Origin of the sequence: Janthinobacterium sp. FT14W (assembly GCF_009208755.1) — a bacterium.
Classification (GTDB): domain Bacteria; phylum Pseudomonadota; class Gammaproteobacteria; order Burkholderiales; family Burkholderiaceae_D; genus Janthinobacterium; species Janthinobacterium violaceinigrum.
Map to the genome: position 1 here is coordinate 101,954 of NZ_WFLL01000005.1, position 25,520 is coordinate 127,473.

At 61.1% G+C, this 25,520-nt stretch carries 21 protein-coding genes; 15 read left to right on the forward strand and 6 right to left on the reverse strand.

What is annotated here, in order from left to right; translation table 11 throughout:
- Nucleotides 1-3: 3 nt before the first annotated feature.
- Nucleotides 4-426, reverse strand: a complete 423-nt coding sequence (locus GCN74_RS05800; protein ID WP_152255770.1) for a DUF2061 domain-containing protein — start codon at nucleotides 424-426, stop codon at nucleotides 4-6.
- Between the two features lie 217 nt (nucleotides 427-643).
- Here GCN74_RS05800 and GCN74_RS05805 point away from each other — a divergent pair, with 217 nt between their 5' ends.
- Nucleotides 644-1,426 (forward strand): hypothetical protein, encoded by a 783-nt coding sequence (locus tag GCN74_RS05805; protein WP_152255771.1) that lies wholly within the window; start codon nucleotides 644-646, stop codon nucleotides 1,424-1,426.
- A gap of 73 nt (nucleotides 1,427-1,499) precedes the next feature.
- Here the strand turns inward: GCN74_RS05805 and GCN74_RS05810 are convergent, their stop codons facing one another.
- Complete coding sequence (locus tag GCN74_RS05810) at nucleotides 1,500-2,912, reverse strand: chitinase (protein ID WP_226938879.1); 1,413 nt, start codon at nucleotides 2,910-2,912, stop codon at nucleotides 1,500-1,502.
- Between the two features lie 622 nt (nucleotides 2,913-3,534).
- Between GCN74_RS05810 and GCN74_RS05815 the strand changes: the two genes are divergently transcribed.
- From GCN74_RS05815 to GCN74_RS05835, 5 genes are all read left to right on the forward strand, one after another.
- On the forward strand, nucleotides 3,535-4,173 hold the full coding sequence (locus GCN74_RS05815; protein ID WP_152255772.1) for an SDR family oxidoreductase: 639 nt from the start codon (nucleotides 3,535-3,537) through the stop codon (nucleotides 4,171-4,173).
- 690 nt (nucleotides 4,174-4,863) lie between these two features.
- Nucleotides 4,864-5,787, forward strand: coding sequence for a LysR family transcriptional regulator (locus GCN74_RS05820; RefSeq protein ID WP_152255773.1), 924 nt, complete (start codon nucleotides 4,864-4,866; stop codon nucleotides 5,785-5,787).
- Nucleotides 5,788-6,102: 315 nt separating this feature from the next.
- The gene (locus tag GCN74_RS05825; RefSeq protein WP_226938880.1) at nucleotides 6,103-7,473 is read left to right on the forward strand and encodes a glucose/sorbosone family PQQ-dependent dehydrogenase; all 1,371 of its coding nucleotides are present in this window, start codon (nucleotides 6,103-6,105) and stop codon (nucleotides 7,471-7,473) included.
- Between the two features lie 157 nt (nucleotides 7,474-7,630).
- Nucleotides 7,631-7,930 (forward strand): putative quinol monooxygenase, encoded by a 300-nt coding sequence (locus GCN74_RS05830; RefSeq protein ID WP_319633451.1) that lies wholly within the window; start codon nucleotides 7,631-7,633, stop codon nucleotides 7,928-7,930.
- A 64-nt stretch (nucleotides 7,931-7,994) separates the two neighbouring features.
- On the forward strand, nucleotides 7,995-8,636 hold the full coding sequence (locus GCN74_RS05835) for a hydrolase (protein ID WP_152255775.1): 642 nt from the start codon (nucleotides 7,995-7,997) through the stop codon (nucleotides 8,634-8,636).
- 175 nt (nucleotides 8,637-8,811) lie between these two features.
- On the opposite strand, the gene GCN74_RS05840 is transcribed toward GCN74_RS05835, so the two are convergent.
- Nucleotides 8,812-9,225, reverse strand: coding sequence for a MerR family transcriptional regulator (locus GCN74_RS05840; RefSeq protein WP_152255776.1), 414 nt, complete (start codon nucleotides 9,223-9,225; stop codon nucleotides 8,812-8,814).
- Nucleotides 9,226-9,479: 254 nt separating this feature from the next.
- On the opposite strand from GCN74_RS05840, the gene GCN74_RS05845 reads away from it, so the two are divergent.
- From GCN74_RS05845 to GCN74_RS05865, 5 genes are all read left to right on the forward strand, one after another.
- Nucleotides 9,480-10,718 (forward strand): NADH:flavin oxidoreductase/NADH oxidase family protein, encoded by a 1,239-nt coding sequence (locus GCN74_RS05845; protein ID WP_152255777.1) that lies wholly within the window; start codon nucleotides 9,480-9,482, stop codon nucleotides 10,716-10,718.
- Nucleotides 10,719-10,774: 56 nt separating this feature from the next.
- Nucleotides 10,775-11,773 carry an acetoacetate decarboxylase (ADC) gene (locus tag GCN74_RS05850; protein WP_226938881.1) on the forward strand — a complete coding sequence of 333 codons (999 nt, stop codon included), beginning with the start codon at nucleotides 10,775-10,777 and terminating at the stop codon, nucleotides 11,771-11,773.
- Nucleotides 11,774-11,974: 201 nt separating this feature from the next.
- On the forward strand, nucleotides 11,975-13,012 hold the full coding sequence (locus tag GCN74_RS05855; protein WP_226938882.1) for a zinc-dependent alcohol dehydrogenase: 1,038 nt from the start codon (nucleotides 11,975-11,977) through the stop codon (nucleotides 13,010-13,012).
- Between the two features lie 90 nt (nucleotides 13,013-13,102).
- A complete protein-coding gene (locus GCN74_RS05860) occupies nucleotides 13,103-13,807 on the forward strand; it encodes a hypothetical protein (RefSeq protein ID WP_152255778.1) in 705 nt (234 codons plus the stop codon).
- 155 nt (nucleotides 13,808-13,962) lie between these two features.
- Nucleotides 13,963-15,906 carry a cytochrome c/FTR1 family iron permease gene (locus GCN74_RS05865; protein WP_193316980.1) on the forward strand — a complete coding sequence of 648 codons (1,944 nt, stop codon included), beginning with the start codon at nucleotides 13,963-13,965 and terminating at the stop codon, nucleotides 15,904-15,906.
- 132 nt (nucleotides 15,907-16,038) lie between these two features.
- Here the strand turns inward: GCN74_RS05865 and GCN74_RS05870 are convergent, their stop codons facing one another.
- Nucleotides 16,039-17,877 carry an amidohydrolase gene (locus GCN74_RS05870; protein WP_193316981.1) on the reverse strand — a complete coding sequence of 613 codons (1,839 nt, stop codon included), beginning with the start codon at nucleotides 17,875-17,877 and terminating at the stop codon, nucleotides 16,039-16,041.
- 414 nt (nucleotides 17,878-18,291) lie between these two features.
- On the opposite strand from GCN74_RS05870, the gene GCN74_RS05875 reads away from it, so the two are divergent.
- Nucleotides 18,292-18,696, forward strand: coding sequence for a ribonuclease domain-containing protein (locus GCN74_RS05875; RefSeq protein WP_152255781.1), 405 nt, complete (start codon nucleotides 18,292-18,294; stop codon nucleotides 18,694-18,696).
- 272 nt (nucleotides 18,697-18,968) lie between these two features.
- Here GCN74_RS05875 and GCN74_RS05880 read toward each other — a convergent pair whose 3' ends face one another.
- The gene (locus tag GCN74_RS05880; RefSeq protein WP_152255782.1) at nucleotides 18,969-19,340 is read right to left on the reverse strand and encodes a gamma-glutamylcyclotransferase family protein; all 372 of its coding nucleotides are present in this window, start codon (nucleotides 19,338-19,340) and stop codon (nucleotides 18,969-18,971) included.
- 162 nt (nucleotides 19,341-19,502) lie between these two features.
- Here GCN74_RS05880 and GCN74_RS05885 point away from each other — a divergent pair, with 162 nt between their 5' ends.
- Nucleotides 19,503-20,150 carry a hypothetical protein gene (locus GCN74_RS05885; RefSeq protein ID WP_152255783.1) on the forward strand — a complete coding sequence of 216 codons (648 nt, stop codon included), beginning with the start codon at nucleotides 19,503-19,505 and terminating at the stop codon, nucleotides 20,148-20,150.
- Between the two features lie 18 nt (nucleotides 20,151-20,168).
- Here the strand turns inward: GCN74_RS05885 and GCN74_RS05890 are convergent, their stop codons facing one another.
- The gene (locus GCN74_RS05890; RefSeq protein ID WP_152255842.1) at nucleotides 20,169-21,674 is read right to left on the reverse strand and encodes an anion permease; all 1,506 of its coding nucleotides are present in this window, start codon (nucleotides 21,672-21,674) and stop codon (nucleotides 20,169-20,171) included.
- 290 nt (nucleotides 21,675-21,964) lie between these two features.
- Here GCN74_RS05890 and lodA point away from each other — a divergent pair, with 290 nt between their 5' ends.
- Nucleotides 21,965-24,175 (forward strand): CTQ-dependent lysine 6-oxidase LodA, encoded by a 2,211-nt coding sequence (lodA, locus tag GCN74_RS05895; RefSeq protein WP_152255784.1) that lies wholly within the window; start codon nucleotides 21,965-21,967, stop codon nucleotides 24,173-24,175.
- Entirely contained in the window at nucleotides 24,172-25,302 is a 1,131-nt protein-coding gene (locus GCN74_RS05900) for a tryptophan 7-halogenase (protein WP_193316982.1), read from the forward strand. Before lodA ends, GCN74_RS05900 begins: the two co-directional genes overlap by 4 nt.
- Nucleotides 25,303-25,520 lie beyond the last annotated feature (218 nt).

The window sequence follows — 25,520 nt, forward strand, 5'->3', positions numbered from 1 at the left end:
TATTTACAGGGAGGCGAGGCGGGCCGCGCCGCGGCTTGCCAGGCGAAAGCGGGCTTTTTCCCACAGCCGGTCGTGGAAGGGCAGGACGATCACGTTGCAGATCGGCTCGACCACGGCCAGCAAGCCGCCGAAGGCCATGGAGCCCGTGGCCCAGTACATGACGCCGAAAGCCACGCCCATGTGCAGGGCCGTCTGGCTGAGCTTTTCGCCGGCCACTGCCGCAAAGCCCAGGCGGCTGGCCGCATGGCGGCGGCGGATCGCGTGCCAGGCTTTTTCATGCCCGGGCAGCAGGGCAACGTTGATGATCGGTTCGATGATGGCGGCCAAGCCACCGAGCGCCAGGGACCCCGTCAGCAAATAGGCGAGGCCGAAGGCAATCGACATGTGCGTGCAGACCTGGCTGAATGTTTTGATCGCTGTAAACAAGGGATGCTCCTTTCTGTTGAAATCGCTTATCCTTGAATTAGATAGTAACGATTCTCATTTACAAAAGGAAGTAAAATATCTCAACTGAACTCATAGATATTAACTATTGAAATAGCATTATCATTGTATTTTATAAAATTGCGCATTTTAGCCCTCGCACAGCGCCCGTGCTCCCTATACCAGGCAGGCCAGTATTTTCTGGTGACGGGAGAAACGAATGACGACTCTTTTTGATGACATCCTGACCACGGTACAGGCCTGGTCGCTGCGCGAGATTGCCGAATGGCGCGATATGTTTCCTACGCAACATGGCGCCAGCCTGGAAGACTTCGTCGTGCGCGCGTGCCGGCGGCGTGACGTGCACATGGACATGCGCAACGTGGTGGGCCAGACCGGCCACTATGCGGGACAATCGTGGCGCGAGGCGGCGCTGCAACCGCAATACCGGCCGGGCAAGATGCGCGGCGTCTTTGCCCGATTCGAGCGCAACCCCGGCTATTATTTCAACGGCGAACTGGACAACGGCATCATGCTCGGCTCCATCGACGGCACACATTGGTATACGGACGGCGGCGGGAATCACCGCACAGTGCTGGCCAGGTTTGCCTGCGACCGCATTGCGCGCCACACGGGCCAGTATCCGCTGGTGCGCGGCGTGTCGACGTGCCACTACCACGCAGACATGCAGGCCTGGAACTTATTTTGCCAGCTGAGCCAGTCAAGCAAGCGCCATGCGGAAGCGATTACCGTGTCCGTCGAACGGGAAGAGCTGCGCCCGAGCGCGGTGCCTGGCGGGACAGACATGACATGGCGGCTGCGGTTCTTTGTTTACGACCGGCGTTTTGGTGGTATTGCCCGCGCCGAACATATCGATGCGGCCCGTTTTTGCGCGTATGCGCGGCACGTGCTGGCCCATGACGGCAAGCCCAGTTGGCGCGACCGCGTGCATGACTGCCTGATTGCCGACCGAAACCGGCTGGTGTACCAGGCCGGGGCTTGAGCACACCACCATATATATGGTGGCGTAGCGGCAGGCCGGAGGAGGGCAGTCCGCCTCCGGCCTGCCTGGCGCCTTACGGCAGGGTTTTCAGCACATTCTTCGTCGGCGCGGAGAAGTTATAGCCATCGTGGCGGTCCCAGTTGATCGACCACGTCATCACGCCGCGGAAGTCCGGATACGCCTGCAGCGGTTTGATGGTGCCGCAATTGAGCAGGCGCGTCAGGCAATTGAGAGCATTGCCGACGTCGGCATTCGTCGTGAAACCCGAGCCGGCCGAGCTGCGGCCGGACGGTACGCCAAAGCCCACCTGGTCCGGACGCAGGCCCGCGAAGGTGTTGCCGCCATAGTTGAACCCTTCGATCAGCATGCGCGCCGTGGCCACCAGCTGGTCGGCCGAGCCCGCCTTGATGGCGCCCGTCGCGTACGGCGTGTAGATATCGCCATTGTTGTAGTACTGCGGATGCAGCACCGTCAGCTCGCTGCGCAAGGCGTTGATGATGGGAATGTAGGCGCCCCAGATGCTGCCGTAGCTCGTATATCCCCCCTCCACATACACCCATTCCGGCGCCATCGACAGGTAAAAACTGTTGCCGACCTTGGCTTTCAGGTTTTTCACGGCGATCGGCAGATAGGTCTGGATGGCCGCGCCTTGCGCCACGCCGTTTTCCAGATCCAGGTCGATGCCGTCGAAGCCATACTTGGTGATGATGGCGTACAGGCTGTTGGTGAAATTCGTCGCTTCGGCCGTGTTGCCGACGGAAACGGAACCGTTTTGCCCGCCCAGCGACAGGATCACTTTCTTGCCCTTGGCCCGCTTGGCCGCCACGTCGGCGATGAACTGCGCTTCCGTGCCCGCGCCCGGATCGATGGTCAGGCTGACATTGCCGCCGCCCGCGTTGTCGCCGAACGAGACGACGATCACATCCCAGTCATCGCTGACCTGGCTGATCGGATAGGTGGCGCCGCTGGGGTTGGTGAAGTTGTGCCAGTAGCCGATCAGCGCGTGCTTGGCCAAGCCCGTGGGGGTAGGCGTCGGCGTCGGCGTCGGCGTTGGTGTGGGAGTTGGCGTCGGCGTCGGCGTCGGCGTTGGCGTCGGTGTAGGAGTCGGCGTGGGTGTCGGAGTTGGCGTTGGCGTAGGTGTCGGGGTGGGCGTAGGTGTCGGAGTTGGCGTAGGTGTTGGAGTCGGCGTGCCGCAGTCTCCCACCGCCGTCCAGGGCTGGCCGCTGCCGGCGCCGCCGCTGCTGGTGGACGGGTTATTTCCTTGCGTCCACCAGTTGGCCGTGTAATTGACGTTGTTGTAGCTGGCCTGGCCGCCGCCGTTGTAGGCGGTGGCGCTGTTCCATGGCGTATAGCAAGCCACCGCTGCGGTCGCGCCTGCCAGCAGCTGGCTTGCGGCAGCGCTGGATCCGTCGCTGCCGCCGCCGCAGGCGGCCAGCGTTCCGCCGAAAAGGGTAATGATCAGGGTATTCATGACTGTCCGGTTCATCGCATCTCCTTGTGTGTTTTTATATGGCCGGACGGCTGGACACCGTCCGCTGTTTCAGAGTGCAAGCATTGCAGGTGGTAGTCAACTGGTTTTATTCTTTGCGCAAGATCACAATACCAATTTCCATCTGGTCCCAGCAGAAGGGCAATGCGGGCCATACCAGTGGCTGTTTTCTGGCGCGCTGGTATGGTGTCCGGAATAGCGCCAGGGGGCAGGGCGGGGAAGGGAGGAGGACGCCGTGCGGCAGCTACGGCGCGGTTTCCTTGCGTAAATCGGCATATGGCAAGCGCGACAATGCCGGCCAGGTTGCGCGTCTGTACCTGCCGCACGGTGGCAAAAGCGCGGTGCGGCGAGGCGCCTCGGTCATGCGGGCCTCTTGATTATCAGGTTTCAATGTTGAGATTTTTCATTCGCAATAGCCGATAAAAGATTGATTTCATAGTGAATTTGATAGACTACAGGCCCTGACAAGCTTGTCAGGGCGGCAATGCAGCACGAGAGCAGGCGATCGACCGGCACGCATCACCGGGCGATATCCTGTTTTCAAGCGCACCGTATTCCTTTCGCCAAAGAAAGCCTGTAACTTCCTGCATGGCGCCGTGCCATGATGAAAGCGGAAATAATGAAAAAGATATTGATATTGGGCGCAGGCGGACAAGTGGCGCAGTGGGTCATCCGTGCCTTGGCGGGCCGTGACGACATCGCCTTGACGCTGTTGCTGCGCAATCCCGGCAAGCTGCCCACGCCAGTCCCGCCCAACGGTACCGTGCTGGCCGGAGACGTGCTGGACCAGGCCTTGCTGCGGCAAGCGATGCCAGGTCACGACCTGGTCTACGCCAATCTCGTGGGCGACGACATGGACGACCAGGCCACCAGCATCATTGCCGCCATGCGGGCCTCTGGTATCGAGCGCCTGGTTTTCGTCCTGTCGATGGGCATCTACGACGAAGTTCCCGGCAAGTTCGGCGCATGGAACAACGCCATGCTGGCCGAAGACCTGAAACCATTCCGCCGCGCTGCCGACGCCATCGAAGCGTCCGGCCTGGCATACACGATCGTGCGTCCAGCCTGGATGACGAACGAAGACGAAGTCGACTACGAACTGACCACGCGCCACGCACCGTTCAAAGGCACCGTGGTATCGCGCAAGAGCGTGGCCGACCTGATCGCCAGCATCATCGCAGCGCCAGACTTGCACCGGCACGCCAACCTGGGCGTGAACAAGCCAAACACGGACGGGGACAAACCGTATTTCATGTAGCTTGTACATGTGAAGGCCCGCAGCGGCGGCGACAGCAACGCGCAGATGGGGAAAGACAGCAACGCGCAGATGGGGAAATCGCATTTGCGATTGGAGAGTTGGCCAAATGGGGGTTTTCTCAAATCCATCGTTAATTTCGCATAATTTATATTATGTAAAATTACGGGTACGTAGGGCATTGCTACTTCGGAAGCATGCACATCCATTCGGTGCGGTGATGGCACTTGACCGCGCAGGTCTTCCCTCATCTTCGAGAATCGAGCCGCAACACCGGACGATGCATTGACGCGCCGAGTTTCATGTCGATGCTGTGGTTAAGCAGTTTCTTTATGCGCTGCGGCGGACCTGCAGCACATTATCAATCTTTGAGAATTTTCCGTGCGAATAGCAGCTTAATGCAAACTAATTCAAACGCACCTCCCCAGCCCTTACCCCTTCACCCCATCCATCGCTCGTAAAAATCCGCTCCCCGCAGGCGCTGACGATGCAGATGCAGGACAGATCTGCTGCACTCCTTGAGGAAGTTTGCTGTTTACGTCATACTGGTCAGACAATAATCCGACCTGCATTCCGGGATGCGGTGCGGCTGCTGTTTTCTTGCCGCGACACCGTCATGCGCTGAAGAGCAGAAATTGCGCAAGCCATGGCCGATTTTGCGCGTGGAAGTTACGGGGAACTCTAGCTCTAAAAATGCGCTATCGGCTTAATGATATTGAGGCCTTCCTGCTGGTTATCGAGACCGGGAGCTTTACTGCGGCCGCCTTGCGCCTGAACATCTCAAAGTCGGCGATCAGCAAAAGGATAGGCGATCTGGAGCAGGCGCTGGGTACCCAACTGTTGCACCGGTCCACGCGTGGTGCCGTGGCAAGCGACCGCGGACAGCAGTTTTACCTGCGGGCGCGTGATCTGGTGCTGCAGCTCGAAGATGCGGCCAGCTCGACTGTCGAAGATGAGGGCAACCTGTGCGGTCAGGTACGCATCGCCGCACCGATGACTTTCGGCCGGAAATACCTGGCTCCGATGCTGTTCGGCCTGATGCAACAGCATCCCAACCTGAATCTGGTCATCGACCTTGACGACCAGAAGGTCGACGTGGAAGGCGGCGGCTACGATCTGGCGCTGCGGATTACCCACTCGCTCAAGGATATGTCGCTGGTCGCGCGCAAGCTGGGCCTTAGCCGCCGCGTCGTAGTCTGCAGTCCTGATTACGCGGCGCGGCACGGCACGCCCAGGACGCTGGACGAGCTGGCGGACCATCGCTGCATCGGTTACGCCTATGTCCATTCAGGCCAGCTGTGGCAGTTCGAACCCGCTTCGAAAGACAGCCCTGCACGCACCGCACTGGTGACGGCGTCGCAGGTTTTCAACAATGGGGAAGTGATGTGCGACGCGACCATCGCAGGTCTCGGTATTTGCCTGCTGCCACGCTTTATTGCCGCCGACGCGCTGCGCGATGGACGACTGGTCGAAGTGGTCTTGCCTCATACGCCCCTGCCTGACAGCATTTATGTGCTGTACCCAAGTCGACGCTTTCAAAGCCGCAAGGTTCGTGCCGTGATCGACTTTCTGCGCTTCCAATTTTCCCTGCCACTGCCTTGGGAAAATCAGCCTTAGTTGTGCAACACGCGGTGTTCTCTAAAACAGAACACCGTGTTTCGTGTTCACTCTCTTCCTGCTTTCCAGAAGACTTTCTACACTGAACGCATTCTTTTGACACATTTTCAATATACACATATTGATGGAAATCAAACAAGCTCACTGATTTCCTGACTTTTCTAACGCTACGTCAGGTAGGAGTCCACAATTCGTGGGCTTGGGGATGGTTTGTCTTTAAAAAAAGGGAGGTGAAACATGAGACACTGGATAATCAGCGCATTCGCTTTACCGCTTATGTTGACTGGAGGAGCAGCCTGGGCAGATCTGCCCCCTATGACGGGTACCCCTGTCCCGGAGTTGCCGCAGCATTTCGAAAAGACGGTAATCGCAACCGGCCTGGCCAATCCACACAATATGGTGCTCGGCCCGGACGGACAGCTTTGGCTGACGGAACAGATTTCCAAGCGCGTGAGCCGCGTTGACACGCGCAATGGCAAGGTTACCGTGGCGATTGAAATCGCGGACGCGGTCTATTCGGATGATGCGCAAGACGGTGTCCTCGGCCTCGCACTCCATCCCGACCTGTTGAAGGGCAAAGGTCACGACTACGTCTATGTTTCGATGACCTACGCTACCGGCAAGGGGGGCGACTTCCCGAACGGCACGGCAATCCGCCGCTACACCTATGACGCCAGGACGCAGAAGCTGGGATCGCCGGTGGACATCCTGAAAGGCCTGCCCTCCGCTCACGACCACCAGTCCGCGCGCCTGCTGTTCGGACCGGACCAGAAACTCTATTACTCGATCGGCGACCAGGGCCGCAACCAGCTTGCCTATCTCTGCCTGCCGAACCAGGCGCAGGTGTTGCCCACCGAGGACGAGGTCAAAGGCAGGGACTACCGGCATTACATGGGCAAGATCCTGCGCCTGAACCTGGATGGCTCAATCCCGGCCGACAACCCCGCCATCCATGGCGTAAGGAGCCATATCTACGCCTGGGGCATCCGCAATACGCAAGGCATGGTATTCAGCCCGGCAGGCCGGCTGTTTGCCACCGACCAGGGGCCCAACACCGACGATGAACTGAACATGATCTTGCCGGGCCGTAATTACGGCTGGCCCAACGTCGCCGGACGCAAGGATGACCAGGGCTATGCCTATGCGAACTATTCGGCGGCCAAGGGCGGCTGCGACAAGGTCAAGGACACCTACCAGAATGGCTTGACAGCGCCGCCGGAAGTGCCTGTGACACGGGAATCGCAATGGTCAGACCCCGACTTCGTGGAACCGCTGAAGACCTTCTTTAGCGTCGGCAACGACTTCAACTTCGCCAACCCGGTCTGCGCGGACAAGGAGTTGTACTACATCTGCTGGCCAACCATCGCCCCCTCCTCCATCGCCTATTATCGCGGCGGCAAACAGGGCGTGCCCGGCTGGGGAAATTCACTGCTGATCACCAGCCTGAAACGCGGCCTTGTCTATCGCGTGCAGCTCGATCCTAGCGGCACGCTGCCACTGGGCGACGCGGAGCCCCTGTTCCGTTCGGCGAACCGCTACCGCGACCTTGTGATCAGCCCGGACGGCAATACGATTTATGTGGCGACCGACACCAGCCACCTTGGCACGACCAACGCAGGCAATGCCTTGTTCAAACTGGATAACCCCGGTTCGATCATCGCGTTCAAGTATTCGCCGGCCAAGTAGGCGGCAATGGAGTTCAAGCCGGCGATGCCATCCGGCATCGCTACAAGCTGGGGAGTCATCATGCGTACATGGACTGCGTCGCACATGGAACGCCGTCGCAAGTTAACAATGCACGGCTGCAACTACGCAGTCTTTCCATGACCAAAAACAGGAGGCCATGATGCAAGAGCTTAATCAGATTGTCGTGCTGTACGCCAAGCCAGGCAGAGAGGTGGCCCTGCGGAGAAACCTCGCGGCCTTGGTTGCTCCATCGAGACAGGAACGCGGAAATTTGCGCTACGAAGCCTATGCTGACGCTGGCGACCCGCGACGGTTCGTCTTCATTGAACGCTGGGCGGACCCGGAGGCACAACAGCAACACCATAATTTCAGTGAACACATTCGCCACTTTCACGAGACTGGCGATGCTGACGTAGAACGTCGCGAACTCTTTTACGTTCTCGAACCGATAGCGTAAGTGGCATTTCAAGTACTTTTCTGTGTGCAAGACGCACACCAACTTTAACCAGAAGGAGACGATTATGACAAGCGAAGCACTGCGTGACCCGAAAAAGGATGACTTGCTCACACCTCAGAACTCGGCGTTCATCATCATCGATTATCAGCCGGTGCAAGTAAACTCTATCGCGTCGATGGACCGCCAGTTGCTGGTCAACAACATTGTCGGCGCTTGCAAGGCTGCTGTGGCCTATGGGCTGCCTATCGTACACTCGACCGTTAACGTACGGACTGGCCTCAACAAGCCGCCCATCAGCCAGGTAGGCAAGGCACTGGCCGGCTTTCCCACCTATGATCGTACCAGTATTAATTCATGGGAAGACGTAGAGTTTCGCCAGGCCGTGGAAGCCACTGGCAGAAAGAAACTGATCATGACCGCGCTGTGGACCGAGGCCTGCCTGACCTTCCCCGCATTGGACGCCCTGCGCGAAGGCTATGACGTGTATGTGGTGGCGGATGCCGTCGGCGGCACTTCGGTCACGGCTCACGAAATGGCCCTGCGTCGCATCGAGCAGGCGGGGGGCAAAATGATCAGTGTTGCTCAACTCTTCTGCGAACTGCAGCGCGATTGGCAGCGTTCGGAAACCGTACCGGCCTTTATCAATCTGTTCATTGAAACCGGCGGAACGGCGGGCCTTCAATTTGGCTACGATCGTACCGAGTAGGGTTTTGCCGACGGGCTCTGATCAGGAAGGGCCCGTCTTTTTCATTCTCTCCATCGCCCACTGACCCGGCGTCCCTGTTCCTTCGTACAGTGGCGTGGCGCTTCTCAGCCACAACTCCCTTGCGCTCGCTACGGTTTTGTCATGGCTCGTTTTACCGGATAAAACCAATTTGTACTTAGTTTTTGCCGGCAATACCTATGCTTTCCATGACTCTGGCAGCGTTATCCTTGCAATTCAAATCGTCAGGTTTCGCATTTATCAATTGAATCAGCGACAAGAGATGCGCCTTGTTCTGGGCTAATCGCACTTCCAGCGATTCGATATCCGCAATCTTCTTCTTGAGCGCGGCCATCAGTTCATCGTGTTTCCATGCGGATATATCCTCAGGCAAGACCTGCTTGATTTCGTCCAGGGAAAATCCCGCCTGCTGCGCGTCGCTGATAATCGACAGTACTGCCACCGCTTCCAGCGGATAGTCGCGGTAGCCGTTCGATTGCCGGCTCACGGCTTTCAACAAGCCCTTGGATTCATAGAATCGTATCGTTGACGCTGCCAAGCCGCTGCGCTTGGCCAATTCACCAATTTTCATGATTTTTCCTGCTGAATGGTTGAGCATGCCGAGCCATGTCCGCCAGACACAGCACGGTGAACTATAACGTTAAAGCCAGCTTCAATGTCAAGCACTGAGGAACAATCGCAAGACTTTTGCTGTTCCACAAACCGGCAACTGCTCCAAACAGTGTCTGAAAAGGGACACATGCCGCTTCTTTTTTACTTTTTAGTGCTTGACCTTCAAGTTAGCTTAAAGCTTATCGTGAGGCTATCGCAACCTTGGAGATAAGCATGAACCCCTTTACCGCACTCACATTGCCCAATGGAGCAGTCATTCCCAACCGCCTCGCCAAAGCCGCCATGGAAGAGAACATGGCTGACCAGGACCACGCCCCCTCGGAGGAGCTGATCCGTTTGTACCAGTCGTGGGCTGACGGCGGCGTTGGTCTGATGATCACTGGCAACGTGATGATCGATCGCCGCGCCATGACGGGCCCCGGCGGAGTGGTGCTTGAGTCAGAGCAATTTGGCGCCCGCTTCGAGAACTGGTCCCGTACGGCCCGTTCACGGGGCGCGCACATATGGATGCAGATCAACCATCCGGGACGTCAGATGCCTGCCGCCATGGGACAGGAAACCATGGCGCCGTCAGCCGTGTCCATGGACCTGGGCAACTTCTCCAAGCAGTTTGCGGCGCCGCGCGCAATGACTGAGGCCGATATTGCCGACGTGAAGCAGCGCTTTGTCCGGGCCGCGCAGCTGGCGGAGCAGTTTGGCTTTACGGGCGTGCAGATCCATGCAGCGCACGGTTACCTGATAAGCCAGTTCCTCTCCCCGATTACCAACAAGCGCAGCGACCGCTGGGGCGGATCGATAACAAACCGGGCGCGCCTGCTGGTCGACGTCGTCAGCGAGGTGCGGCAGGCTGTCGGCAAGGGCTTCGCCGTCGCGGTGAAGCTCAATTCGGCGGATTTCCAGAAAGGCGGATTCAGTGCGGAAGATGCCAGGCAGGTCGTATCCATGCTCAACACGCTGGGCGTGGACTTGATTGAATTGTCTGGCGGCAGTTATGAAGCGCCGGCCATGCACGGCCAGACCCGCGATGGCCGCACGCTGGCCCGCGAAGCCTATTTCCTCGAATTCGCCAAGGACATCGCCACGGTGGCCAGCATGCCGCTCATGGTAACGGGCGGCATACGCCGCTACCAGGTGGTCGGGCAAGTGCTGGACAGCGGCATCGCCATGGCCGGCATGGGGACGGCGCTGGCGCTCGATCCCCAGCTGCCTGAAGCATGGCGTTCCAATCGATCGGCCAGTCCGTCGCTCCGGGCCATCACCTGGAAAAACAAGGTGCTGTCGTCCATCGCCTATATGGCGATGGTGAAGTATCAGCTGCGGCGCCTGAGCCAGGGCAGGCGTACCAAGCCGAATGTGGCCCCTGCCCTGGCCTTATTGGTTCAGCAATTGGAAACCATCGTCAGGAATCGCCAGTATCGCCGCAGGATGAACAGGCATGCGCTTGCCGCGTAATGGCCGTAGTGGGTCTTAAATTAACTTTTCCAAATCAATCATTAGAGGTACGAGAAATGACAATGAAAATTGCCGCGGCAGCCACGGGATTGATCTTGAGTACGGCAGCAAGCGTTTCCTGGGCTGACACTGGCGTGGAAAACACGCAGGTCGTCATGAATATCGCGGGCCATGACGTTCCCGTGAAGGCTGGCGGCCTGTATGACCGGTTTCGCTCGAATCCCCCTTTATCGGTCATTGCGGCGGAAGCGCCGGACGTCGACCTGAGCTGGTTCAAGGGGATTAAAAAAGAAAAGGTGGCCATCGGCTTTGAATCGTATTCGCCGAACTTCTATTACAAGAACCGCAAGATCACGGCCGTCTTTACGGCGGACCTGGAAAGGCTGAAGGAACTGATGCCGGAAGACATACGCAAGCAGGTGCAGCCGCTGCAGGTATGGCCAGGCCGGGGCGCCGTGGCATTGACGGCCTACGCCTATGATTACTGCGACAACGACAGCTACAATGAAATCTCATTGGCGATTGTGACCAATCAACCCGGCGCAAGCAGCTTTGGCCCTTTCACCTTGCTGGGCCAAGCGCTGTCCAAGGACTTCTGGGGCTATGTGCTCAAGCTGCCCGTGAACACGGAACTGGCCCGGGTGCGCGGCGTCGTCGGCTACAACCTGCCCAAGTGGCTGACGGATATCAAGCTGAAGGAAACCGAATCAGGCATTGCCTTCGAAGTCACGGATAGCGAAACGGGAAAGCTCGATTTTGTTTTTGAAGGAAAAAAACTGGGCGACTTGTCGCACAAGGCCGATTTGGTGAGCAACAGCTTCACCAACAAGGACCTGGCCGGCAAGCTGACGTATGGCTATGCCGTTTCCCGCCAGCTGAGCTACGCATCGAGTACGAGCACGGACGCCGTCGGCCTGAAACTGGGCGACGGCAGCTTCTCCCGCTATATCAAGTCATTAAAGCTGGGGAAGATGATGAAATATGAATACGTGCCGGAATTCCAGAGTGCGCTATTTGCCCCGCAGCCGCTACAAGCCCTGGGTACCGGCAAGTGATTTGCTAAACAGCAGGCAGCGAAAAAGCATCGTTCCAGCTGCTTCTATTTATCCTCTCCCCTCCCGGTATATGTTGATGTAGATCAATCAATTTTCCTATTGTGTGCAGCAGAATATGATCATTCGCAAGTCTCTGCTGAACAGACCATGGCAGAGCGCCTGCGTCCTGCATTACGCATTCGCCACTTCACAAGGAATAACATGACACCCACTACCATGAAAGCCGCCGTAGTCGAGCAACTGGGCCAGCCGCTGGTGCTGCGCGACGTACCCGTGCCGGTTCCCGGCCCTGGCCAGATCCTGGTCAAGACGGAAGCGTGCGGCGTCTGTCACACTGACTTGCATGCGGCGCGCGGCGACTGGCCCGTCAAGCCCACGCCGCCGTTCATTCCCGGCCACGAAGGCATCGGCCTGGTGGTGGCCATGGGCACGGGCGTGACGGAAGTGCAGCTGGGCGACCGGGTCGGCGTGCCCTGGCTCTATTCGGCCTGCGGCCATTGCGAACATTGCCTGGCAGCCTGGGAAACCGTGTGCGCCGAAGCGCAGTTCGGCGGCTACACCAGGAATGGCGGCTTTGCCGAATACATCCTGGCCGACCCGCGCTATGTCGCGCACATTCCAGCCGGCTTGTCCGCCGTGCAGGCGGCGCCCATCATCTGCGCGGGCGTGACCAGTTACAAGGGCATCAAGGAAACGGGCGCGCGGCCGGGCCAGTGGCTGGTCGTGTCCGGCATCGGCGGACTGGGCCACCTGGCCATCGACTATGCGCTGGCCATGGGCTTGCGCGTGGCGGCCGTCGACATCGATGAAGGCAAGCTGGAACACGCACGCGCCCTGGGCGCCGAAGTGACCATCAATGCCCGCCAGGGCGACCCCGTTGCTGCCCTGCGCGAGGCGACGGGCGGCGGCGCGCACGGCGTGCTGATCACGGCGCCGTCGATCGACGCCTTCCAGCAAGGCGTGGCGATGACGCGCAAGCGCGGCACCTGCGTGCTGGTCGGCTTGCCGCCAGGCGACTTCCCGACGCCCCTGTTCGACGTGGTCGCCAATTGCGTGACGATACGCGGCTCTTTTGTGGGCACGCGCCAGGACATGGCCGAGGCGCTCGCCTTTGCCGCCACCGGCAATGTCCAGGCCGACGTGGAATTGCAGCCGCTGTCGGCCATCAATGAGATCTTCGGCCGGCTCGAACATGGCAAGGTTGCCGCGCGCGTGGTGCTCGATTTCAGCGGCAGCTGAGCGGCGCGCCGCCGGCCGTGCGGTGTGTCGTGCGACGGCATTGAAGTGGCCGTTGTTATGATGGCATCTCATAATCGACAGGATACACCGATGAAAATCTCGCTTCCCCACCTGCTGGCCTGCGCCGCGCTCGTCTTCTCCATCCCGGCCGGCGCGGCCGACGGGGCCGCATCCGCTCTGCCCGGCCACTATTACCTGCAAGGCGTGATGGAAACGGGCTCCGAACTGCTGCTGAAAAAGGACGGCACGTTCGAATGGATGCTCAGTTATGGCAATACCGACGAGCAAGCCAGCGGCGAGTGGCGCCTTGCCGGGGACCTGGTGACCCTGGTGGCGGGCAACGGCGGCAAGGCCCCCCTGTTTCGGGTGTTCGAGGAAACGGAAATGAACATCCAGAAACCCGCCGAAGCGGGTGTGTGGGTGGCCATCGTCGGCTTTCCCCGGCTGGGGCCGATGGCCGGCGTGGAAGTGAAGTTCGAAGCGCAAAGCGGCAAGACGGCCACGGCCGTCAGCGTGGCGAACGGCGACGCCATCGTCTCCATGCCCGCGTCGGAACGCTGGGTGCGCGCCGGCTTGCGCCGCCAGGGCTCGAAGGCCGACTATCAATGGCTGGCCGTGCCGCCGGAGCGCGCGCAGGAACGCCTCGCCGCATTCGCCGTCACCGACCCGCAGTGGTTGCGGGGCCAGGCATTCCAGAAGCTGGCCTTGCGCGTCGTCCAGGGAGGCCTGAAAGTCGACGATGCGGACAGCGGACTGGCCAGGGGCCTGTACGCGAAACCGGCATCGAAGCAATAAGCTTCCCCCCTCGTTCCATTCTCCAGACTCGCCGTCCTGGCCAAGCATATTGATCGGGACGGCGATGTTTGCCACTGCGCGCACCCGTGCGCCGTTGACACCCCGCACCGTCTGTCCTATAGTCGCCGGGTTAACGACAAATGAGAATGAGAATCATGTTCAGTTCTATCAAGAAATGGCTCGTATGCTATCCGCTCGTGGCCGCCAGCTTGCTGCTGGCCGGCGGCGCGCAAGCGCAGGCGACGGATCCTGGCGCCGGCGCCAAGCAGTTGTGGCAATTGATTGACTATGTTGCCGTCGATTACAGCGGCGCCGTCGAGCATGGCAAGGTGGTCAGCGAGGCCGAATATGCGGAAATGCTCGACTTCACGGACAACGCGACGACGCAGATCGCCGCCCTGCCCGCCCACGCTTCCAAGGCGGCCATTGCCGCCGCCATCGCCGACTTGCGCGCGGCCGTCGTGTCCAAGGCGGACGGCGTGGAAGTCAAGCGCCTGGCGCACCATGCGAATGGCTTGCTGATTGCCGCCTACCCGATCCCCGTGGCCCCCAAGGTGCTGCCCAACCTGGCGCGGGGAGCGGCCCTGTATGCGGCCCAGTGCGCGTCTTGCCACGGCGTGACCGGCGGCGGCGACGGCCCGCTGGCGGCCAGCCTGGAACCGAAACCGATCGCCTTCACGGATGGCGAACGGGCGCAGTCGCGCAGCCTGATGGCGCTGTACCAGGTCATCTCGCAAGGCGTGGCCGGCACCTCGATGGCCAGTTTCGGCCAGCTGTCCGAAAACGAGCGCTGGGACCTGGCCTTCTTCGTGGGCGGCATGTCGCACGACGCGGCGGCAAGCGCGCGCGGTGAAACGCTGTGGCAGGACGATCCGCGCAGCAAAAAACTGTACGCGGACCTGGCCGCCGTGACGACCCTGACGCAGGAAGCCGCGGCCGCCAAGCTGGGCGCGGACGAAGCCCGGGCGCTGACGGCCTACCTGCGCAGCCATCCGGACAAGGCCGAGGCGCACAAGCCGGCCGGCCTGGCCCTGTCGCGCCTGCGCCTGGCGGAAAGCCTGGCCGCCATGCACGCGGGCGACCGCGCGGGCGCCACGCGCCTGGGGCTGTCCGCTTACCTGGACGGTTTCGAGCCCATCGAGCCGATGGTCGGCGCGCGCAACAAGTCCTTGCTGCTGGCCGTGGAAAACGCCATGCTGGCCTACCGTTCCGCCGTGGCCAAGGGCACGGTGGCCGACGCCGAGGCGGCGGGCGAAACGCTGCAGCAACTGTTTACCCACGTGGAAGCGGAGCTGGGCGACGCCAAGGCGGACCCGATGACCACCTTTATCGGCGCCCTGACGATCTTGCTGCGCGAAGGTGTGGAAGCGCTGCTGATCGTGATCGGCATCATCGCCTTCCTGCGCAAGGCCAAGCGCAACGATGTATTGCCCTATGTGCACGCGGGCTGGGCCAGCGCGCTGGCGGCAGGCGGCCTGACGTGGGTGGCGGCAACGTATCTGGTGACCATCAGCGGCGCCAGCCGCGAAGTGAGCGAAGGGCTTGGTTCCGTGTTCGCGGCCCTGGTCTTGCTCAGCGTGGGCCTGTGGATGCACCAGAAGAGCAGCGCCGGGCGCTGGCAGGAATACCTGCACGAAAAACTCACGGCAGCGATGAGCCGGCGCTCGGCCTGGGGCCTGTTCGCCCTGGCCTTCATCGCCGTCTACCGCGAAGTGTTTGAAACCGTGCTGTTCTACTCGGCCCTGGCGGCGGACGGCAATGGCGGCGCCCTGCTGGGCGGCTTCGCGGTGGCCATCGTGCTGCTGGTCGTCATCGCCTGGGCCTTGCTGCGCACCAGTGCTCGCATGCCAATCGGCAAGTTCTTCTCGTGGACGTCCGCCTTCGTGGCCGTGCTGGCCGTCATTTTGATGGGCAAAGGCGTGGCCGCGCTGCAGGAAGCGGGCTGGGTGGGCGTGACCCCCGTCGACTTCATGCGCATCGACCTGCTGGGCATCCTGCCCACGGCGGAAACCTTGCTGGCGCAGGCGGCCATCCTGGCCATCATCGCCGCCGGCTACGGCTGGAACCGCGTTTCCGCAGGCAAGCGCAAGCCAGCCTGACCTGTAAACCGCCCTGGAAACGCGCCGGCACGGGCGTTTCTATCCCGAACGGATGACCGCCCCCGAGCGCTGCCTGCAGCGGTCGGGGGCGGTGACGTTGACAGCCGCTTAGCGCGCAACTTTCCCTGGAGACTAGGCCGCGCTGTGCACTTTCACCCCTGCCAGCCAGGTTTCCTGCACCACGATGTCGCGCAGCTTGCGCACGCTCTCGTCCAGCGGGTCTTGCGCAAGAATCACCAGGTCAGCCCGCTTGCCCGCTTCCAGCGAGCCCACCAGATGATCCATGTGGCAATGCCAGGCGGCATCCAGCGTGACGGCACGCAATCCCGCCATGCGGCTGATCCGCTCGCCCGGATTCAGCACCTGGTCCCCCGGCACAGCTTCCATGGTGCGGAACACGGCCTGCTCCATCATGCGCAAGGGGCCCAGCGGCGAGACGAAATGGTCCGAGTGCAAGCTGATGGGCATGCCCGCACTCAATGCCGAATAGCAGCGGTCCAGCAACTGGGCCCGCTCGTGGCCAAAAATGGTCTGCTGGAACGTGTGTCCCCAATAGCCGACGTGGCCGATGAGGAAACTGGGGTTCAACTGCAGTGTCGCCATTTTCGTGATGGCTTCATCATTCAGCAGCGATGCGTGCTCCACCCGCAGGCGCAGCTGGCGCCGCTTTTTCGCCTCTTCTTCGCTGATGCCGCCTGGCCGCGGCGTCAGTACCTGATCGTAGCTGTGCAGCACATATTCCACTGCCTGGTCGCCGTTGGCGTGGACCAGCACGGGCCAGCCGCGCCCCACCGCCTTGTCCAGCATGCGGGAAAACACGGACGTGTCGGGGTAGTTGCTCAAGCCGGTGGGCGGCACTTCAGGTATCGAATGCTCGTGCGAGCACGCATAGGGCTGGCTCTGGTATCCCGTCAACCCCTGGTTCGAGCCATCCGCGATCAGCTTGATCGCCTTGATGCTGAAACGCTGGTCGCCGTGGTTGTGCAGGTCCGGCTTGTAATGATCGAGCCAATTGTCCAGTGCTTTTTCTTCCGGCTTGGTGAACAGCGCGGCGCCGATGCGCACGGGACCGAGGTGCGCCGCCAGCTTGAGCAGGCCGATTTCCACCAGCGGCGCATCGGTGGCGCCCACGCCGGCGTCGAATACGCTGGTAAAGCCCATGGCCGAAGCGTTGTCCAGCACCTGCTTCAGGCAAGCGATAAATTCCGGCAGCTTGGGCAGCGGTGCGACCAGCAGCGCCTTGGCGATCCTGATTTCGGTCAGCACGCCGGAAGGGCTGTCCTCGATGTTCGCCGCCTTCAGCGCAGCGGTATTGAGATAGGCAAGGTGGCCGGACGAGTTCATCAGCAGGATAGGCACCGTGCGGCTCAGCTTATCCAGTTGGCTGGCGCCGATGTCTTCCCACGACATCATCAGCGAAGGATCGACGCCGAAGCCGAGTACCCAAGGGTTGCCTTTTTTGTCTTTCGGCAGCTGGTCCGGCTGCTCCAGGGCCGCGCTGATGCGCCTGCTGATGCTCTGGAAACTGTATTCCGGATCCAGTTCCTGCTGCCGGGGTATTGCCAGGAACGGCGTGAGCGACAGCCAGCTCCTGTACAGCGCGCTGGGCAGGATGTGCATATGGGGTTCGACAAAGCCCGGCAGCAAGGTGCGGCCGTCCAGGTCCACCTCGCTTGGCTGGTGCGGCTGCATGGCCTGGCGCACCGCGTGCAGCGTGCCGGTGGCAATGATGGTGCCGCCGGCGATGCCCAGCGCCTCTACCTGGTCGCTGCCGTCCGCGGCCATGGTGTGGATGTGGCCGTTATGGAAAATCGTCGCTTGCGGCGCCAGTTTCTGGGCTTGCTGGGAATATGCGTGCTGGAACGCGGCGTTCAGTTCACCGCTGAGTGCGGTTCCCGTCAACAGGCCGCTAGTCAGCGCAGGAAGGTGAGGCAGGTTGCAGCAGGCGCAACCGAGATGGTCATGGCTCATGCAGATTCCTATCAGAAGTTGATGATTTAGATCAATGAATTCATCCCTTGTTCTGGCTCGCATATACCCAACAACAGAATATCGGGAGAACGCTACGTTTGGACTGGCTTGCTTGTTGCCAGTAACTGCATTGAAGCATAACGAATTAACCGTCAAAAAAACTCAAACATTGTCACGTTCATCAAAATGACGATGCGACTGATTCAAAATCCGCACTGTATTTATTTTCCTCGATATTTCGCCTGGGAGTTTCTGATGAAAACATATGGCTATCCATAGCCGCGTGACAATTGGATAGTAAAAGTTTTGAAAATTTAATTATATTCAGTACTGCAGAGATTGCGCCGGCCAGCCGAATACTGGCCGTATTCAAGGAAACATTCCATTAAACGCAGCATTAACGAAAGATTAGCAATGAAAGCTCAACGTACAACAAGCTGGTCGCTGGGTCTGATTGTGGCTGGCGCCCTGCTCTCTTCCCATGCCCATGCGGCAAAAATTCCCGATTGCGGCAAGCGGGAACCGAGCAAGACCCTGCCCACCCCGCAAAATAGCGAGTATGACGCTTACCGCAACGCGAAAACGAGCGCGGTGGCGGGCGGTCCTGGCAATACCGTGTTCAATAATAATGAAAAGCGCCTCCCTGCCGCCGGCAAGGACGAGGTTTATTATGAGTACTATCTGGGGATTGGCGGCGATGGCGGTGCGGGATCGCATCGCGCGGTATTGCTCGTACAAACTCCGACAGGAAAACGGAAATTAGTGGAGCGCTATTACACGCAGGACCATTATGCTTCTTTCTGCAGCCTCAAGAACTAGGCGTTCTTTATTACATTCAAGCGGCGCGGGGAAAATGTTTGGCGCCGCTTGAAATATCCGCGCATAAGATTGAATATGGACTGAATGTGGATTGAATATTTAAATTCGTCTAATAACGGATATTAGCGCATGCGTGTGAAACACACTTTGATCTGCGACAAATTCTCGCTGCATCGCTCAAGCCAATGCGCCATCCCGCGCGATTGGGACTAACACCGTTGCTGGCGTTTTTACAAGCCGTCATGGGCCACGCTGAAAGCGATGCGCCGCCCTCACCGCGGCGCATCGCGCGCATCCACGTAGGCCCAGGCCTGCATGCCCGACGCCAGGGTGACGCGCTCGCGCCGGTAGGCGGCCACCTCGTAGCCATCCGCCTGGCGCAATTCCTCCGCCGAAACGGCCAGCACGGCGCCCGGCACGCAATCCGCCGGCGCGCCGCTGCGCGAAGCGATCGGGTGATGCGTCTTGCCGCTGGTCGCCACCACTTGCGCATCGGCTATCGCCAGCAGCGCCAGGCGGTAGCCGGGCAGCCGGTCGGGCCGGCCGTCGAGCAATCGCCCGAAGGTGGCCAGCTGCACGTCTGCCTGTTGCAGGGTGCCGTAGGAAAACAGGTGTTCTGCCGCTTCCGCTGGAAGAGTTGCCATTGCCGCTCCTTGTCGTTCTGTCTTGTTTGCCTGCCTCGAATACATCACTGTCATTGTTGCATTATTCACCAGTGCCGTGGCACGGGTCAATCGTGCGGCTGCCCGTGCCTCAAACCCCGCAGCGGTTATCATGCCCGCCTATCGTGAAAGGAAGGCTGGACCATGACATCGATCTCTCGACGCTTGCAGGAACTGGGCTTGACGGCTAGCCAGGCGCAGGACCTGGCGGACGCGGCGCAACGCAAGGATCTGGCCCCCGTGCTGCAGCACTTGCTGCTGCGGGGCCTGTGGTCCGACGTGGTTGATGAAAGCATGCCGCAGCCGCGATGGCTGGAACGCTGGCGCACCTTGGGCGAGTCGGACTTTCCGTTCATCAACTCCCCTGCCCTGCAGCGCCTGCTGGACGGGGGCGTCGACGTGCACGACCTGACGGACGTGGTGCGTTCCGCCCAGGTATTGACTATCTATAACATCGCCCGGCTGATCGACGAACCTTGCGGCGACCTCGGTTACGACGTCGCGGATGCCCCCGACGTGCAACTGGCGTATGTGGATGAAACCGGCGCGCCGCACCGGCCCGGCAGCCTGCATGCGGCGCTGGAAGAACAGGACCCGGCCGGCCGCCATGGCCAGCCCCGTACACTGGAGCTGCGCCAGTTCGGCGGCTTGCCGGCCGAGCAGCAGATGGAAATCAGCGGCTTGCTGGCGCAACAGGCGTGGTCGCAGGCGGCCGTCCTGTGGAAACGCGCCACCGGCGGCGAGCTCAAGCAGTGCCTGGCCACGGTGCAGAGCCTGGCGCGCCAGCTGTAGCGGCGGTGATAGCCTGCGTTACCAGTAGCCGAGCACCTTCCACCAGGTCGTGCCGACGATGGCAAAGATCAGCAGTTCCACCACGCACATGAGGAAGCCGACCCGCCACCAGTTGCCCATCGTCACGAAGCCGCTGCCGAAGATGATGGGCGAGGTGCCCGTCGCGTAATGGGTCAGGGTCATCATGATGGCCGAGCCGGCCGTCATCATCAGCATGAACGGCACGTGGTATGCGGCCGGGATCAGGTGCAGGCCCACCGTCAGGAAGGCCAGCAGCATGGCGCTGATGTGGGCCGTCGTGCTGGCAAAGAAATAATGCGAGAAGACGAACACCAGCACCAGGACGGCGGCGATGGGCAGCCAGTCCATGCCGCTGGCGACGATGGCCGCCTTCATGCCGGCCGAGAACCAGGCGATCACCCCCGTCTTGTTCAGTTGCTCGGCCATCATGACCAGCGCGCCGAACCACACCAAGGTGTCCCAGGCGCTCTTTTCCGACAGTACGTCGTCCCAGTCGATGGTGCCGGTAATGATCAGCACGAACAAGCCGACGAAGGCCACCACCGTCGCATCGAGCGAGAACGCGGGGCCGAACAGCATGGCGGGCACGTTCGCCCACAGCAAGAGCAGCAAAGCGAAGGTGCCCAGCATGACTTTTTCCGCCGGCGACAGCGGCCCCATGCCTTTCAGCTCGGCTTTCGCGTAGGTAACGGCGTCCGGCGTGGCTTTCAGTTCCGGCGGCGACAGCCAGTAGATAATCAAGGGCATCACCAGCAGGCAGACCAGGCCCGGCAGCAGCATGCACAGGGCCCAGGTGGTCCACGTCAGGTGGAAACTCTGGCCGCTGGCCTTGGCCACGAAATCGACCACCAGCGGGTTGGGCGCCGTGGCCGTCAGGAACATGGCCGACGTGATGGGGTTGGCATGGTAGTTGACGAGGGCCAGATAGGTGCCGACCTTCTTTTCCGTGCCCTTGGCCGGGTCCGAATCGAAGGCATTGGCGATCGATTTCATGACGGGGTGGACGATGCCGCCGCCCCTTGCCGTGTTACTTGGCGTAAATGGCGCCAGCACCAGTTCGCAGATGGCCAGGCCATAGCCGATGCCCATGGTGCGCTTGCCCAGCAGCGAGATGAACAGCAGGCCGATGCGGCTGCCCAGCCCCGTCTTCTTCAAGCCCCGCGAAATCAGGATGGCCACGACGATCAGCCAGATCAGGGGATTCGAAAAACTGCTGAGCGCATCCGTGATGGCGCCCTTGGACGAGGTCGACGTCACTTGCGACAAGGACACGATGACGATGGCCATCATGGCCATCACGCCGATGGGCATGACTTTCAGGATGATCGCCAGGATGGTGGTCAGGAAAATCGCCACCAGGCCCCAGGCCTTGGGGGGCAAGCCGTCCGGCGCCGGCAGCAATAGCATGCTCACAAGCAAGGCAGTGCAGATCAGGGCCGGGACGAGGCGGAATGGGACGGCTTCCTTGAAATGCAGGAACAGGTCGCGCACTGTTTTATACATCATGATTTCCTTTACTGGGACAGGCATCCAGGCGGGCAGTCGCGCCCGCGCAGACTGGTGATAATTCTTTTTAGCAACATCATACAAGTTCATGCGCAAGTACCCTGCTCCATTACGCCTGCACGTGCGGGCAAATTGCCAAATCGTTGACTTGAGCGCTATCACAGGGGCGAAAAATATTGACGGCAAGTGACAATGGGTGACTTTTTTGTCAATTTTTCTCTGTATCGTCCCCCGTAGCCGCCGCCAGATATGCCACCAGGGATGACAACCTTTTAAGGGAAAACTTGATGACCAGCACAGAACAGTACTCGATCCACCCATCGATCGGCATTGCCCGCGTGGGCAACAGCCATGATTCCTTCTATCTGGCGCCGGAAACGATAGGCGGACTGCCGATCGAAGCGGACGGCAATAACGATCCGCAGCTGGCCGATGGCAAGCCCGTCCACGTTACCCAGTTCAAGGATGCGGCCGGCCGCGTGCGGCGCCAGGCGGCCAGCTTTAAAATTTACAAGTCCGACCCGGCTCGCCCGGGCGAAAAGACCGTGGTCGACATGCAAGACCCCAGCATTGCCCGCATCGAGTGGAAAGTGCACGTGGCAAACAAGAAGGCGGCCTGGTGGAACTTCATTCCCCTGCTGGGCGATCTGATGTTTGGCCCGTACAACAGCTATGAAACGTGGGAAAATACGCCGCCCGCCTGGAAGCTGACGCCCAACTCCTGGACCAATCTGCGCAACGGCGACGTCACGGGTGCGGCGGCACGGCAGGCACTGATCGTCGATCCGGGACCGCGCACGCTCGACGCGCCGCTGCGCAAGGCCCATTTCGACAAGGATGGCGCCGGCGCCTATAAATATGTGTCCTTCCCCGATCCGCAAGCCATCACGCAAGGCTATCCGGTGCGCACCCTGGGCGAAATGCGCACGGACTCGCGCGGCAACCTGCTGGTGATCGGCGCCTATGGCCGCGCCGGCGGCTCCGAAAGCATCACGGGCTTTGGCGGCGGCGATACGTGGAATGACGACGTGGGCGACGGCCCCGTCACCGCAACCATCCATTTCAAGGATGGCAGCCCCTGCGTGGAATTGAAAGCGTGGGTGGTCATCGGCTCGCCGAAGTTCGCGCCCGAACTGGTAAATATTTCCACCTGGGACGATGTCGTGGCCGACATGGCCATCAAATACAAGAACGCGCTGCCCGAAGCCTACGACGCGGCCCGCTGGAGCAGCAGCGATGGCTGGAACCCCCAGTATGTCGTCAATTACGAGCAGGATATCCGCCCCTTCCTCGCCAGGATAGGCGATTATCAGTGGGTGGCGACGGTGCCGTCGATGACGGCCTTCATCCGCCCTGCCTTCGACGTGGCCGATGCCTCGGAAGCGAACCGGCCGCAGCGTGAAAAATTCCTCAGCTACTTCCGCAAGCCGTCGGCCATCCGGCCCGGCACGGCAGAACAGGTGCCGGGATTCACGGGCGGCCAGGGCGGACAGTTGTTCAGCGCCGCCACCACGGACAACCCCGGCGCGGGCATTCCCCTCGTACCCTTGAATTCGGGCAGCAATTCCGTGCGTAACAACGTCATCAGCAAGTTTTCGGTACTGACGGATACACAATACTTTGCTTTGCAACAATGGGCGGCCGGCAAATTCTCGCCCACCGCGCCGGGCCTGGCCCTGCCGGGCATCGACCCGCTCGACCACGCGACCATCGGCAATTGCGTCGGCGAACCCATGTGCCCCGGCATCGAAGTGACGTGGAGCGTGCGCAATCCCGTCATCTACGCGAAACCGTACGCCATCCTGCACCGCGTGGATGCCGACTACGAAAAGAACGGCCTGTCGGCTGGCCGCGACGAGTGCGAACCGCTGGACTGGAACGACCCGAGCATCGGCACCGGCTGCGAACCGGGCGACCTGACCAAGCGCATGGCCATCCCGTGGCAGGCGGACTTCTATGACTGCTCCGTGCAGATGATCAACTTCGACAATCCGGACCTGGTCAAGAATCCCGATTCGCTGATCCCCGTGCCGCCCACCTACTACGCCTACTGGTGGCCGCCGCAAAGTCCGTGGAACGTGATCAACGGCGCCACCACCAAGGAAGAACAGGCGCTCGCCGGCGTGCCGGCCGGCATGCAAGTGATGTACAGCCGCGGCATGAACAGTTTTTCGCAAATGATCAGCTCCTGGCACTACCTGGGTTTCATCGTGAACCAGAACCAGGATGCCGAGTCGGGCCGCCAGTACCCGTACTTTGTCGAAAAGGAGCGCAATCACGCCAAATTCGTGGCCGCCAGCGTCGGGGTCGGCAATGCCAGCAGCTTCGTCACGGGCGACGATGCCAACTACCTGCCCGCGTGGTTCCTCAAGGACGAGGATCCGCAGACGGCATCCGAGAAGGCATCGCAGCTGTTTGCCAGCGGCGGCGCGCATGTGGCCCTGCAGGACACGCCGAAGAAAATCATGCCCGCCAACCGGCGCCGGTTTTCCCATTGAGCGCGGCTGCAGCACGCGGCTACGACGTCGTCATTGTCGGCGGCGGTGCCGCCGGCACTGCCGCCGCCCTGACCCTGGCCCGGTACACGGGCTTGCGCATCGCCTTGCTGGAAAAGCAGCTGTTCGACGATTACCGGGCCGGTGAAACGGTATCGTCGTCCATCTTTTCCATGCTGGACTTCCTTGGCGTGGGACGCGGCTTGCTGGACGGCGCCCAGCTGCCCGCGTTTTCCCACGCTGCCGCCTGGGGCAGCGCCGAACTGATGTCGCGCGACGCCGTGTTCAGCAGCCACGGCCACGGCTTGCACCTGGACCGCAGGCAGTATGACGCCATCCTGCTCGAACAGGCGCGCCAGGCGGGCGTGGCGTTGTTGCGCCCGGCGCAACTGGTGCAGCTTGAACACGGCGAGCCATGGCATCTGCGCGTCCTGGCCGATGGCCAGGAAACGGCGCTGACGGCCCGCTACCTGATCGATTGCAGCGGCAAGCAGGCGGCCATCGTGCGCCAGCGCAAGCGCCCCATCCACACGGAAGACTCGCTGGTGGCGCTGTACGCCTATTATCAGCTGGCGGAACCGCAATTCCTGCCGCACCGCACCCTGGTGGAAACGACGCAGCACGGCTGGTATTACGCCGCGCCCCTGCCCGGCGACCGCGTGGCGCTGGCCTTCATCACGGATGCCGACATCCTCAAGCACCTGCGGCTGAAGGAGCCGGCGCCGTGGCGCCAGGCCGGCATGGGCACTTTGCACGTGCGCGATATCCTGGCGCGCCTGCCCGCGCCGGACGCCCTGCGCCACTACGCCATCCACAGCCGGGTGGCGTCGCTGCCCGCGGACGAGAACTGGACGGCGGCTGGCGATGCGGCCGCCTGCTTCGACCCGATCTCTTCGCTGGGCATCGGCCAGGCCATGGCGTCGGGCATCCATGCGGCGCGCGTGGCGGAAGCCTACCTGGCGGGCGAGCGCGGCATGGCGTCGGGCTACCGGCGCAGCGTGTTCGCCTCGTTTGAAACCTATCTGCAGATGCGGCGCGGCTTTTACGGCGCCGAGCAGCGCTGGCCCGATGCGCCATTCTGGCAGCGCCGGGCCGGCCGGCATGGCGCTGCCGCAGGCCTCCAGGCCTAGCACCGCCGCTGCGGCAGGCCCGGGGCGCCTGCGCCCCGGGCCCCATCCTGGCCCATCCTGGCACCCCCGGGCGAAAAAGTGAGCCAGGTCAAGAGTCCGCATGCCCGGCGCCCGTTTCCGGGCGAATTTCAGTCCCGCCTTGCCATTCGCACTATAATGTCGGCACCGCGTGCGGCAGCAATGGCGGCGATAGACGGTAACAATTTCGTGTGGAGGCC